The sequence below is a fragment of the Sulfitobacter sp. genome, from assembly GCF_036961165.1.
In the GTDB taxonomy this organism is placed as follows: domain Bacteria; phylum Pseudomonadota; class Alphaproteobacteria; order Rhodobacterales; family Rhodobacteraceae; genus Sulfitobacter.
The window spans coordinates 36,322-49,586 of sequence record NZ_JBALVJ010000010.1; the positions used below are offsets into that span (position 1 = coordinate 36,322).

Below are 13,265 nucleotides of genomic sequence, written 5' to 3' on the forward strand. Positions count from 1 at the left end.
GCGCAACGGCGCAAACCGCCCTAGTTGGAGGGCATGGAACAGCTTGAAGAAAAAATGGCCCATTTGCTGCGCACAGTTGACGATCTGTCAGATATCGTCGCACGCCAGCAAAGCGAGATTGACCGCCTCACCCGCCGTGTCGAGATGCTGATGCACCGCGAAGGCGAGCGTGAAGCCGCAGGAAATGGTGGTATCGTCGTCGGAGACGAGCGCCCGCCGCACTACTAAGGCTAGTTTGTCGACTTGACCGTGGCGGCGATGACAACGCCGTCATGCACCAGAAACTCTTTCCATTTGCCATTGTGCTCGTTGAACTCATAGGCACTGATAAAGGCCGTGTTGCCATCAAGCGTGCTGATCTTCTTGCCACATGGTTTATTCTTGGCAGCGCGGCAGACGGATGACTTTATCTTGTCATAGGCTTTGTCCGTCGCACCAAATGGAAGATTCTTGCCTGCGGGGCTGAACCGGATTTGCTCATAGAACGAAGGCGCACCGAACAGCGCGTTGGCAGCGGTAAACTGGCGCGGACAGTTGTCGTCGAAGCCAGTGATATAGAATGTGCGCTTGTCGCGGATACCCGGCTGGCTGTCATAAAGCACAAAACCACGTCGGCCATTACTCTCGACCTTGCGGCCCATGGATTTGCCACGCGCATCGCAGACCCGGGCGATTTCGCCGAAGGCCAGCACCGTTCCGAAAGGCACGTCACGTGCGTCGGGGCCACGACGCGGCAAGTTTGCTGATGGTTGTTTTTTGCCTCCACCAAAAAGCCCGATGCCACGGCTTTTTGGCAAAACACCTGTGGTTGGCTCAGGCAGTGCGGCCAATTCGACCGGCTCAACGGGTGCTGAGTCTTCGATATATTGCGATTGGGCTACGTCAGCCGCAACTGCGGCGGCGGGGTCGGTATCCGCTGCGCGGCGGACCAGCTTGCGGAAAAAACCGCCGCTCTGTTCTTTGCTCGATTTCTCAGAGGTTGCGGCAAGAACGCCCGCAGGAACAGTCCCATCTGCAGCAGAGGTGCCTAGGAACCCTTCGCGCGCCACTTCGTCCGCGTCGGGCAATGCCGCCGCAGCGCGGTCGGTCTGTGCGACGTCCACATCAGCCAGGCGATCAACGCCTGCCAGCGGATCACCGCATGCAGCAAGGCCAAGAACAACACCCATAACTGGTAAAAAGCGCACTATGCGACCCCCCGAAAGCTTACCCTTTCCTTAACGAACGCAAACTTGTCCGTCCAGCCGGACAAGCGGCGCCGCGCCGATGGAAAGTTGCGTCTAGATTTCTTCGACCTCCAGCACGCCACCCAAAGAGCGTATCGCCCCTTTGATTTGCGGCGTAACGGGGAATTCCATACCCAGATCGACTTCGACCTCACCGGGCAACGCAGGGTCCATGAGGCACAACTGGATCGGCCCTTTGCCTGCTGACTTGGCGGCTTGCCGTGCGCCTTCCAGCACTTCAGACACAGCGGCAACCGCGCTTGGCGTCTCGATGTAGATGCGCAGTCCCATACTGCCCGCGTCCGCCACGGCCGTGTCAATCGGGATCACGCCACGCCCCAGCAGCTTAAGCTGGTCGCTCTCCATCGTGGCCTCTACGGTCACAACGACCTTGGATCCGGTTTCCAGATGATCGCGGCACAGCTCCAACGTGTCAGAGAACAGCGTGACCTCATAAGCGCCCGTGGGATCAGAGAGTTGGGCAAAGGCAAAGCGGTTGCCGCGCGCCGATTTACGCTCTTGGCGGCCGGCCACCACGCCTGCAAGGCGGGCGTTCATCGCGCCACGGTCGGCTACCTTGTCTGTCAGCTCATCCAGCGTCAGGAACGGCACGCCACGGTCACTGCCCCACTTACGCTTGAGCGGGCCCATGTAATCATCCAGCGGATGGCCTGACAGGTAAAATCCTACCGCCTTGAACTCTTCATTCAACCGTTCGGGGGCTTCCCAGTCATCGCTGGGCATCATGCGCGGCTCTGGCAGATCATCGCCGGCCTCACCAAAGAGCGACACCTGATTGGATGCTTTCTGCTCATGGATCGCGGCGGAATAGGCGACCAACGGGTCGAGCGCGCCGAAGACGCGGCGGCGGTTTGAATCGAGAACGTCAAACGCACCTGACCGTGCAAGCATCTCAAGCGGTCGCTTGCCCACGCGCTTAAGATCAACACGGCGTGCAAGGTCAAACAGTGTGGCAAAGGGTTTCCCGTCGCGCCCTTCGGTGATCAGCTTCATCGCCTCGACACCGACGTTCTTGAGCGCTCCCAAAGCGTAAACGAGCGCACCATCGACCACCTTGAACGTCGCATCAGACCGGTTCACGCAGGGCGGCACCCAAGGCAGTTCAAGACGCTTGCGCACTTCCTCGAAGTACACGGCCAGCTTGTCTGTCAGGTGGATATCACAGTTCATCACACCTGCCAGGAACTCCACCGGATGGTTCGCTTTGAGCCATGCCGTTTGGTAGCTTACAACCGCATAGGCCGCCGCGTGGGATTTGTTGAAACCGTAGTTAGCGAATTTTTCCAGAAGGTCGAAGACCTCGCTCGCCTTCTTTTTGTCGACGCCATTTGCCATGGCGCCTTTTTCGAATTTAGGCCGTTCTTTGGCCATTTCTTCGGCTATCTTCTTACCCATCGCGCGGCGCAACAGATCGGCGCCACCAAGGCTGTAGCCCGCCATGACCTGCGCAATCTGCATCACCTGTTCCTGATAAACGATGATGCCTTGGGTTTCCTCAAGGATGTGATCAATCGAAGAGTGGACGCTTTCGCGTTCCTTAAGCCCGTTTTTCACCTCACAATAGGTCGGGATGTTCTCCATCGGACCGGGGCGGTAAAGCGCCACCAAGGCCACGATATCTTCGATACACGTAGGCTTCATGCGCTTGAGCGCATCCATCATGCCCGAACTTTCAACCTGAAACACCGCGACTGTCTTGGCAGCAGCATAAAGTTTGTAAGACGCTTCATCATCCAGCGGAATGGTCGAGATATCATCCATCAACCCTTCGGGCGGCACGAACAGTTCGGTCCCGTCAGCTGCGATGTGCAGATGGCGGCCAGAGGCATTGATCTGGTCCACCGCGTTCTGGATCACGGTCAGGGTCTTCAGACCCAAAAAGTCGAACTTGACCAGACCCGCCTGCTCAACCCATTTCATGTTGAACTGGGTTGCCGGCATGTCAGAGCGCGGATCTTGGTACAGCGGCACCAACTCGTCCAACGGGCGATCCCCGATCACGACACCCGCCGCGTGGGTGGAGGCATTACGCAACAAGCCTTCGACCTGCTGGCCGTATTCCAGCAGACGCGCGACAACTTCCTCGTTCCGTGCTTCTTCGCGCAGGCGCGGCTCATCAGCCAGCGCCTTCTCGATCGAGACGGGCTTAACCCCCTCCACTGGGATCATCTTAGACAGACGGTCGACCTGCCCGTATGGCATCTGCAGCACGCGGCCAATGTCGCGCACGGCAGCCTTGGACAACAGCGCACCAAAGGTAATGATCTGCCCCACACGGTCACGGCCGTATTTCTTTTGCACATAGCGGATAACTTCTTCGCGCCGGTCCATGCAAAAGTCGATGTCGAAGTCGGGCATGCTGACACGTTCGGGGTTCAAGAAACGCTCAAACAGCAATGAATAGCGCAGTGGGTCTAGATCGGTAATCAACAGCGCATAAGCCACGAGAGAGCCCGCACCAGAACCACGGCCCGGTCCAACTGGAATTCCCTGATCCTTGGCCCATTTGATAAAGTCGGCAACGATCAGAAAGTAGCCGGGGAATCCCATTCCCTCAATGATGCTCAGCTCAAACTCCAGCCGTTCTTCATAGACCGATACATCTGCCGCATGCGGGATGATCGCCAGCCGCGCCTTGAGCCCTTCCTGAGCCTGTCGGCGCAACTCCGCGACTTCGTCATCGGCGAACTTGGGCAAGATCGGATCACGGCGATAGGTTTGGAACGCGCAGCGTTTGGCAATCTCGACCGTGTTGTCGATCGCTTCGGAAAGGTCGGCAAACAGCGTGACCATTTCGGCCTGAGTTTTGAAATAGTGCTGTGGCGTCAGGCGGCGGCGGCCTTCCTGCTGGTCCACATAAGCCCCTTCAGAGATGCAGATCAGCGCGTCATGCGCCTCGTACATTTTGGATGCAGGGAAATAGACGTCATTAGTCGCCACCAGCGGGATGCCCATAGCATAGGCCATCTCGACAAATCCGCGCTCGGTCAGACGCTCGACCTCTGGTGCGCCGCTCTCACCCGGGTGGCGCTGCAATTCAATATACAGCCTGTCGCCAAAGGCCGCATGCAACTGCTGCATGAAAGCCTCAGCCGCCGGGCGCTGATTGCTTTGCAGCAACAGTCCTACAGGCCCTCCGGGACCGCCTGTGAGGCAAATCACATCCGCTGCATACTGCGACAATTCCTGCATCGTGACCTGGGGCACAGCCCCACCCTTATCAAGGTAAAGGCAGGAATTGAGCTTCATCAGATGCTCGTATCCGCGTTCGGTCTGGGCCAGCAAAACAACTGGAGCAGGCGCGCGCGGCTTTTCACCGGGCTGCGGCATCACGTACTCAAGATCGACCTGGCATCCGATGATAGGCTGAATGCCCGCACCCGACATACCCACCGAAAATTCCAGCGCGGCGAACATGTTATTTGTATCTGTCAGCGCAAGGGCAGGCATGTCCGCCTTCGCGCACATATCAGGCAGTTTTTTGACGCGCAGCGCGCCTTCCAAAAGCGAGTATTCGGAATGGGTACGCAGGTGAATGAATCGGGGGAAATTGCTCATCCCCTAAGCTTAGTCTTTATCCGGAAAAGCCTCTACCGAGAAAACAACATGTAGCGCAGCGTCGTCTATCAATTGGTCCAATCGGTGCACGGCATCGTGGAATTCAGCTAGAATTTCTGGCCGTTTGACCAAATCATCGGGCATCCGGCATTTGTGGCCACCAAAACCCTTGCCAAATCCCAGCCCCCCGCCGTAGCCTTAAGGCCGCGACTGTCTTCTACGCCGCATCGAACGCAGGCCGCGCCAAGCCATTGGTACCGCGGCGGGGTCTTCCCCATGTACGTCTCATTTTTGCTCAACGGCAAACCCGTCGCTTTGACGGACCCTTCTGCCACGACGACCCTGCTTGATTGGCTGCGCGAAGAGCGCCATCTGACAGGCACGAAAGAAGGCTGTAACGAAGGCGATTGCGGCGCATGTACCGTGATGGTCACCGATGCCGCAGGTCACCGCCCCCTCAACGCCTGTATATTGTTCCTGCCACAACTTGAGGGCAAACACGTCACGACTGTCGAAGGTCTTGCCGCAGCCGATGGCACGCTGCACCCGGTACAAGAAGCCATGATAGACAAGCACGGCAGTCAATGTGGCTTTTGCACCCCCGGTTTTGTCATGAGTATGGCCACCGCACATCTCAATAATGACACGGATCATGACACGGCGCTCGCCGGAAACCTATGCCGCTGCACAGGCTATGCGCCCATCATCCGTGCAGCCAAGCAAGCCAGCACACAACCTGTCCCCGCACATCTATATTCTATGACCGAAAACATCCCAATGGAGCAGCCGAATGCTGCGGGGGCGACGCACTCACCTCACCCTTGGTCAGCTAACGCATTGGCCGCGCTCTATGCAGCGCAACCCGACGCAACATTGATTGCAGGAGCGACCGATGTTGGCCTTTGGGTGACAAAACAGATGCGCGATCTGGGTGAGGTAATCTTTCTGGGCCATTGCGCAGATTTGCGCGGCATCGAAGAGACCGCCAAGGGTTGGCGCATCGGCGCAATGACCACAATCGCCGAGCTTGAGCAAAACCTCGCGCCCCACTTCCCCAGCCTTGGCGCAATGCTGCGGCGGTACGGCTCGGCTCAGGTGCGCGCAGCGGCGACGCTGGGCGGCAATATTGCAAACGGCTCTCCCATCGGGGATGGTAGCCCTGCAATGATCGCTTTGGGCGCGACCTTGCATCTTCGAAAAGCCGATGTGCGCCGCGAGATGCCGCTGGAGGATTTCTTCATTTCCTATGGCAAGCAAGATCGACGCGCGGGTGAATTTGTCGAAGCCATAAGCATTCCCGCCCAGGCGGACACTCTTTATTGCTACAAGCTTTCAAAGCGGTTCGATCAAGATATCTCGGCTGTGTGCGGTTGCCTGAACCTGCCGATCTCGGAGAACCGGTTTGGCGACGTCCGCCTTGCCTTTGGCGGCATGGCTGGCACGGCCGCAAGGGCGAGTTCTGCCGAAACAGCTTTGCGGGGCCAGCCCGTGACGCTTGCGACGATTGAAGCTGCGATAGATGCCTTGGCCAAGGATTTCACGCCTCTGTCTGACATGCGCGCGTCTGCCGACTACCGAATGACCAGTGCGCAGAACATGTTGCTTCGGGCCTACCATGAAATAAGCGGTTCTGGCTCTGAAACGCTCACTAACCTGCAGGAGGTCCGCGCATGAGCGTCACCAAATCCCTGCCCCACGACGCTGCCCGGCTGCATGTCACTGGCGCTGCCCGCTACGTTGATGACATTCCCACACCCTCAGGAACGCTGCACCTCGCATTCGGGCTGAGCAAGGTCGCGCGTGGGCGCATCAGTGCGATGGATCTTGAAGCCGTGCGTGCTGGGGCCGGAGTGATTGCGGTACTTACCGCCGACGATCTTCCTTTTGCCAATGATGTCTCGCCCTCGAACCATGATGAACCGCTGCTGGCTGACGGCACCTTACATTATGTTGGCCAACCGTTGTTTATGGTGATTGCTGGCAGTCACCTCGCCGCCCGTGCCGCGGCGCGGCTGGGTGTGGTTGACATCCAAGAAGAACAGCCGATCCTCACCATTGATCAGGCGCTCACCGCGAACAGCCGGTTCGAAGAAGGGCCGCGCATTTATGGCAAAGGCGATATCGAGAATGCCCTTGCAACAGCGGCCAAGCGCCTGACCGGCAGGATCGAGATAGGCGGACAGGAGCACTTCTATCTTGAAGGTCAAGCAGCCCTCGCCCTGCCCGGTGAGAGTGGCGATATGTTGGTTCACAGCTCTACCCAGCACCCCACTGAAATCCAGCACAAAGTCGCTGAAGCAATCGGACTGCCGATGCATGCCGTGCGCGTGGAGACGCGGCGCATGGGCGGCGGTTTTGGCGGCAAGGAAAGCCAAGGCAATGCGCTGGCCGTGGCCTGCGCCATTGCGGCCCGCGCAACAGGCCGTCCGTGCAAGATGCGTTACGACCGTGACGACGATATGATCATCACCGGCAAGCGTCATGATTTCCGGGTCGAGTATACCGTAGGTTTCGAACCAGACGGCAAGCTTACGGCAGTGGATTTCACCCACTACGCGCGTTGCGGGTGGGCGATGGACCTTAGTCTGCCAGTTGCTGACCGTGCGATGCTTCACGCCGACAACGCTTACCATCTGGAGCATGTGCGGATCACGTCTCACCGCCTGAAGACCAACACGCAAAGTGCAACGGCTTTTCGTGGCTTCGGGGGGCCGCAGGGTATTGTCGGGATCGAGCGGGTGATGGATCATATCGCAACTCATCTAAGGTTGGACCCCCTTGATGTGCGACGCGTGAATTTCTATCGTGATAGCCGTACGGATCTGCAGGCGCTTCCTGAACAACCCGCCAATTCAACCGCGCCTCATACTGATCTGGCAAGCCGTGGTGCACAAAGCGTGGTGTCGCCTCAGCCACGCCCGCCATCAGCGCCGAACGACCTGCAGACGACGCCATATCATCAGCCGGTTGCCGACTGCGTTATCAATGCGCTCGTAGACCGTTTGAGCGAGAACGCTGATTATCCAAACCGCCGCGCAGCCATTTCCGAGTGGAACAGCAAGCAACCCATCTTGAAACGCGGGATCGCGCTGACACCTGTAAAATTCGGGATTTCATTTACCCTCACTCACCTTAATCAGGCTGGCGCTTTAGTGCATGTGTATCAGGACGGCTCTATCCACCTAAACCACGGCGGCACCGAGATGGGACAGGGACTGTTCCAGAAGGTGGCTCAAGTTGCAGCTGCGGAATTCGGCGTACCGCTCGCTCAGATCAGGATTACTGCGACCGATACGGCGAAGGTCCCCAACACCTCTGCCACCGCTGCCAGCTCCGGCACCGACCTCAACGGCATGGCGGTTCAGAACGCGTGCGGCACTATACGTAACCGTATGGCTGAGCGTATTGCTTCTCTCTATAACTGCAGCGCTGCCGAAGTACGGTTCTCAGACGGGATTGTGTATGCGGGTGCAGAAGAGCTGACCTTTGCACAGGCAGCGCAGCTTACCTATGAGGCGCGGATCAGTCTTTCCGCTACCGGCTTTTACAAAACCCCAGACATCCAGTGGGACCGGATTACAGGGCGCGGAAGGCCGTTTTTCTACTTCGCCTATGGCGCGGCCATAAGCGAAGTGGTGATTGACACGCTAACTGGCGAAAACCGGATACTGCGCACCGACATCCTGCATGATGCCGGCCAATCTCTGAATCCTGCGCTTGATATCGGGCAGATCGAAGGCGGATATGTCCAAGGGGCTGGCTGGCTCACAACCGAGGAACTAGTGTGGGATGACACTGGGGCATTGAAAACCCACGCGCCCTCAACCTACAAAATCCCAGCCTGCTCGGACCGACCAGATGTGTTCAACGTGGCCCCCTGGGACCAGCCCAATCCCGCACAGACCATCTACCGCTCCAAAGCGGTGGGGGAGCCGCCATTTATGTTGGGCATCTCGGCATGGTCTGCCCTTGCTGATGCTGTAGCTGCTTGCGGGAAGGGTTATGCCGACCTCCAAACCCCGGCGACCGCCGAAGCCGTCATGGCGGCAATCGCCAAGGCCCGCGCAGGGCAGCCGTCATGACCGAAACGAACAACGCGATTTACGTCGAGATCACCCGCACGCGCGGATCAGCCCCGCGCGATGCAGGAACCGCGATGTGCGTCACGCCCCAGGCGACACTAGGCACCATTGGCGGTGGCGCGCTTGAACTGCGTGCCATCACAACTGCACGCGCGATGATTTGCGAAGGCCGCAACAATCATACTGAGACCATCCCTCTTGGTCCCGATCTGGGCCAATGCTGTGGCGGCTCCGTCTCCTTGCGTTATGGTCGTGACCCGCAGCCGGTGGACAGCGGACAGAACCTTGCGCAACTGTCATCTTTTGAACAACAGCTCGGGCCTTTATGGATCTGGGGCGCGGGACACGTAGGGCGCGCGCTGGTCCGTCGCATCGCTCCGCTTGGAGCTTTCGACATTACTTGGATCGATACCAGCCCAGAGCGCTTTCCCGATTTGGCTCCCGAAGGGATTACGGTACTGCCTGCCTTGGATATGCCTCGGATGGCTCACCATGCCCCGAAATCTGCACGGCATATCATCGTCACCTACTCCCACGAGATCGATTTGGCGCTGTGCAGCGCATTGTTGGCACACGGATTTTCATGGTGTGGCCTGATCGGCTCAGAGACGAAGAAGACCCGTTTTTTCAAACGCTTGAATGATATCGGCCTTCCTGCCACACGCATCACTTGCCCCATTGGCGATAAGACCTCAGGCAAACACCCCGACCAGATCGCCCATTCTACCGCGCTACAGCTCTTGCAACAGGCGCAAGCCATGGATGATAGTGCCGCCGACCAAAGGACCTTCGCCCAATGACCGCACCTCTGCTTTCGCTCACCGCCTTGACCAAAGCGTATCCGGGCGTGGTTGCCAATGACGATGTCTCGCTCCAGATCGCGCCGGGGGAGGTTCACGCCCTGCTCGGAGAGAACGGCGCCGGCAAGTCGACGCTGGTGAAAATGATCTACGGGCTGGTGAAACCCGACAGTGGCACGATGCAGATGCATGGCCAGCCCTTCGCCCCCACAGAGCCGCGCGCGGCGCGTGCCGCAGGGGTTGGCATGGTGTTCCAGCATTTCTCGCTTTTTGATGCGATGACCGTGGCAGAGAACATCGCGCTCGGCATGGAAAACGCACCGCGTCTGAGCGACCTGTCGGCCAAGATCACCACAGTGTCCGAGACTTATGGCTTGCCCCTGTCCCCCGACCGCAACGTGGGCGATCTTTCGGCAGGTGAGCGGCAGCGAGTCGAGATCATCCGCTGCCTTTTGCAAGAGCCAAAGCTGCTCATCATGGACGAACCTACTTCGGTACTTACACCGCAGGAGGTGGAAATCCTGTTCAAAACCCTGCGCAAGCTCAGCGCCGAGGGCACAGCGATATTGTATATCTCACACAAGCTCGAAGAAATCCGCAGCCTGTGTGATAGCGCCACAATCCTGCGTCTGGGCAAGGTCGTAGGCGACTGCGTTCCGCGTGAGACAACTGCGCGCGAGATGGCCGAGCTTATGGTCGGCAAGTTGTTGCAGACACCCACGCGCGCCGGACAGGCCGCCGGTGATGTCGTGCTAAGCCTTACTGGACTAAGCGCCCCCGCCCCCAATACGTTTGGCATGTCCCTCAAATATATCTCGCTGGAGCTGCGTGCCGGCGAAGTGCTGGGCATTGGCGGCGTTGCTGGCAACGGGCAGGACGAGCTGTTGGCCGCCCTGTCCGGCGAACGAGCTGTTGCCCGCGGCATGGTTGCGTTCAAAGGCGAAGATATCGGCCCGCTTGGACCTACTGCGCGGCGCTTACGCGGCCTACTATCCGCGCCTGAAGAACGGATGGGACATGCAGCGGCACCTGATATGTCGCTCACCGAAAACGCGATGCTGACGGGCGCTGTGCGTGAAGGGTTGGATCGGGGCGGCTTTTTGAACTGGCCGGCCGCCACCCGCTTTGCCGAGCGGGTGATTGAGAAATTTGACGTGCGCACCCCCGGCCCCCGCGCCGCTGCGCGTTCACTTTCTGGCGGTAACTTGCAGAAATTTGTTATCGGTCGCGAGGTGATGCAGCGCCCTGAAGTCCTTGTGGTTAACCAACCGACATGGGGCGTCGATGCTTCCGCAGCGGCGGCGATCCGACAGGCGTTGCTGGATCTGGCAGAGAATGGTGCGGCGATCATCGTGATCAGTCAGGATCTGGACGAATTGATGGAAATCTCCGACCGCTTCGCCGCGCTGAACGAAGGGCGCCTGTCAGAGCCGCGCCCAGCGCAGGGCATCACCGTGGAGGAGATCGGCCTAATGATGGGCGGCGCGCACGGCATGGAGGTGGCACATGTTTGAGGCCACAGAATTTGACCTAAACAACAACACAATCGCGGAGGGCAGCGCATGATTTCTTTGATAAAGCGCCCCGAGCCCAGCCGCGCGTTCTCGATCGCAGCGCCAATACTGGCTGTGCTTGCAACAATGATCTTTGGCGGCCTGCTGTTTGCCGTTCTCGGCAAGGACCCCCTCGAAGCGATCAGGACGATCTTTTGGGAGCCGGTGTTTGGCGAATTCGCGTTTTTCTACCGTCCGCAACTGTTGATCAAAGGCGCGCCGCTGGTGTTGATCGCCATCGGCCTAAGTCTGGGTTTCAAAGCCGGCATCTGGAACATCGGCGCAGAAGGGCAGTACATCGTGGGCGCGCTCTTTGGTGCTGGCGTGGGGCTTGCTTTCTATCCGACAGAAAGTGCGCTGATCTTTCCGCTGATGGTATTGGCAGGTGCCTTCGGCGGCTGGATCTGGGCGATGATACCTGCGGTACTGAAGGTGAAATTCGGCACCAACGAAATTCTAGTATCGCTGATGCTTGTCTATGTGGCCGAGCAGTTTCTGGCCTCTATGTCGCTTGGTCTTTTGAAAAACCCCGAAGGGTTCGGCTTTCCCGGATCGCGAAACCTGCAACAATATGCCAGCGCGCATAATGCGGAAGTAGTGGCGGGTACAGGTATGCACTGGGGCGTTGTCGCGGCATTCATCGCGGTTATTTTCGCCTATGTTTTGCTGGCGCGGCACCGGTTGGGCTTTGCCATTCGGGTCACAGGCGATGCGCCGCGTGCGGCGGCGTTCTCAGGCGTGAACCCAACCCGATTGATAGTGTTTTGCCTTGGCCTTTCGGGACTTTTGGCAGGGCTGGCAGGCGTGTTCGAGGTGTCCGGCCCTGCGGGACAGGTCACCATCGACTTTAACGTGGGCTACGGTTTCACCGCAATTATCGTGGCCTTTTTGGGCAGGCTTCATCCTGTTGGCATCTTGCTGGCAGGCGGGCTGATGGCGCTCACTTACATCGGCGGAGACATCGCGCAATCCAAGATGGGTTTACCTGCTGCGGCAATTCAAGTCTTTCAGGGGATGCTGCTGTTCTTCCTGCTCGCCTTTGATCTTTTCACCAATTACAAGCTGCGCCTTGGCGGCAGGGAGACCGTATAATGGACCTGTCAGCAATTAATCCGATCCTCTTTATCGCCGGCTTCTTCGTCGCCGCAACACCCCTGATCTTTGCCGCTATTGGCGAATTGGTGGTGGAGAAAACCGGCGTGCTCAACCTTGGTGTCGAGGGCATGATGATCATGGGCGCAATCTGTGGCTTTGCCACAGCGGTTGAGACCGGCTCGCCCCTGCTTGGCTTTGTCGCGGCGGCTGTCGGCGGCGCAGCGCTGAGCCTGTTGTTTGCGTTTTTGACGCAGGTGATGCTGGCCAATCAGGTTGCCTCTGGCCTCGCGCTCACCCTATTCGGTTTGGGGTTCTCGGCGCTGTTGGGCCAAAGCTATGTCGGGGTCAAACCGCCCCGCCTTCCGGATGTGAATTTTGGCCTATTGGGCGACATCCCCGTGATCAGGCCGATCTTTCTGAGCCATGACATCATCGTCTATTTTGGCATCCTGCTGGTGATTGCGGTCTGGGCCGCGCTCAAGTTCACACGTGCGGGGCTGGTCCTGCGCGCCGTGGGCGAAAATCACGATGCGGCCCATGCGCTTGGATTTAAAGTAAAACGCATCCGCACGCTGGCCATAATGTTCGGTGGTGCCTGCGCGGGCGTGGGTGGTGCTTACATCAGTCTTATCCGCGTGCCGCAGTGGACCGAAGGAATGACTGCCGGTATCGGCTGGATCGCTCTCGCGCTGGTTGTGTTTGCTTCGTGGAAGCCGTTTCGCGTGTTGCTGGGTGCCTATCTTTTTGGCGGCCTTGTTCAATTACAGCTCAATCTGCAAGGTGCGGGCGTTGCCATTCCTGTCGAATATCTGGCAATGTCGCCCTACGTTATTACCATTGTCGTTCTTGTGTTTCTGTCGCGCGATAAAAGCGCTGCACCGGGATCACTGGGACGCATTTTCCACGCCTCGTCCTGAGGCAATTTAATCC

The 13,265-nt window shown here is 58.5% G+C and carries 9 protein-coding genes; 7 read left to right on the top strand and 2 right to left on the bottom strand.

All coding sequences use genetic code 11. The features are described 5' to 3' along the window. Nucleotides 1-33: 33 nt before the first annotated feature. Nucleotides 34-228 carry a SlyX family protein gene (locus tag V7730_RS07165; RefSeq protein WP_335746913.1) on the top strand — a complete coding sequence of 65 codons (195 nt, stop codon included), beginning with the start codon at nucleotides 34-36 and terminating at the stop codon, nucleotides 226-228. Nucleotides 229-230: 2 nt separating this feature from the next. Here the strand turns inward: V7730_RS07165 and V7730_RS07170 are convergent, their stop codons facing one another. Then, the gene (locus V7730_RS07170) at nucleotides 231-1,187 is read right to left on the bottom strand and encodes a hypothetical protein (RefSeq protein WP_335746914.1); all 957 of its coding nucleotides are present in this window, start codon (nucleotides 1,185-1,187) and stop codon (nucleotides 231-233) included. Between the two features lie 93 nt (nucleotides 1,188-1,280). Then, entirely contained in the window at nucleotides 1,281-4,805 is a 3,525-nt protein-coding gene (dnaE, locus tag V7730_RS07175) for a DNA polymerase III subunit alpha (RefSeq protein ID WP_335746915.1), read from the bottom strand. Between the two features lie 276 nt (nucleotides 4,806-5,081). On the opposite strand from dnaE, the gene xdhA reads away from it, so the two are divergent. Genes xdhA through V7730_RS07205 form a run of 6 tightly spaced genes read left to right on the top strand, consistent with a single transcriptional unit; the run spans nucleotide 5,082 to nucleotide 13,252 of the window. Beyond that, a complete protein-coding gene (gene xdhA, locus V7730_RS07180) occupies nucleotides 5,082-6,479 on the top strand; it encodes a xanthine dehydrogenase small subunit (protein ID WP_335746916.1) in 1,398 nt (465 codons plus the stop codon). Continuing rightward, on the top strand, nucleotides 6,476-8,887 hold the full coding sequence (xdhB, locus tag V7730_RS07185; protein WP_335746917.1) for a xanthine dehydrogenase molybdopterin binding subunit: 2,412 nt from the start codon (nucleotides 6,476-6,478) through the stop codon (nucleotides 8,885-8,887). Before xdhA ends, xdhB begins: the two co-directional genes overlap by 4 nt. After that, complete coding sequence (gene xdhC, locus V7730_RS07190; protein WP_335746918.1) at nucleotides 8,884-9,687, top strand: xanthine dehydrogenase accessory protein XdhC; 804 nt, start codon at nucleotides 8,884-8,886, stop codon at nucleotides 9,685-9,687. The genes xdhB and xdhC overlap by 4 nt, the downstream gene beginning before the upstream one ends. Then, nucleotides 9,684-11,201, top strand: coding sequence for an ABC transporter ATP-binding protein (locus V7730_RS07195; RefSeq protein ID WP_335746919.1), 1,518 nt, complete (start codon nucleotides 9,684-9,686; stop codon nucleotides 11,199-11,201). Before xdhC ends, V7730_RS07195 begins: the two co-directional genes overlap by 4 nt. Before the next feature lie 48 nt (nucleotides 11,202-11,249). Next, nucleotides 11,250-12,332, top strand: a complete 1,083-nt coding sequence (locus tag V7730_RS07200) for an ABC transporter permease (RefSeq protein ID WP_335746920.1) — start codon at nucleotides 11,250-11,252, stop codon at nucleotides 12,330-12,332. Then, nucleotides 12,332-13,252 (top strand): ABC transporter permease, encoded by a 921-nt coding sequence (locus V7730_RS07205; RefSeq protein ID WP_335746921.1) that lies wholly within the window; start codon nucleotides 12,332-12,334, stop codon nucleotides 13,250-13,252. The genes V7730_RS07200 and V7730_RS07205 overlap by 1 nt, the downstream gene beginning before the upstream one ends. The last annotated feature ends 13 nt before the right edge of the window (nucleotides 13,253-13,265 follow it).

Coding starts and splice junctions, on each gene's coding strand:
- V7730_RS07205 (WP_335746921.1), top strand. CDS start 12,332: ATGGACCTGTCAGCAATTAATCCGATCCTCTTTATCGCCGGCTTCTTC.
- xdhB (WP_335746917.1), top strand. CDS start 6,476: ATGAGCGTCACCAAATCCCTGCCCCACGACGCTGCCCGGCTGCATGTC.
- dnaE (WP_335746915.1), bottom strand. CDS start 4,805: ATGAGCAATTTCCCCCGATTCATTCACCTGCGTACCCATTCCGAATAC.
- xdhA (WP_335746916.1), top strand. CDS start 5,082: ATGTACGTCTCATTTTTGCTCAACGGCAAACCCGTCGCTTTGACGGAC.
- xdhC (WP_335746918.1), top strand. CDS start 8,884: ATGACCGAAACGAACAACGCGATTTACGTCGAGATCACCCGCACGCGC.
- V7730_RS07165 (WP_335746913.1), top strand. CDS start 34: ATGGAACAGCTTGAAGAAAAAATGGCCCATTTGCTGCGCACAGTTGAC.
- V7730_RS07200 (WP_335746920.1), top strand. CDS start 11,250: ATGATTTCTTTGATAAAGCGCCCCGAGCCCAGCCGCGCGTTCTCGATC.
- V7730_RS07195 (WP_335746919.1), top strand. CDS start 9,684: ATGACCGCACCTCTGCTTTCGCTCACCGCCTTGACCAAAGCGTATCCG.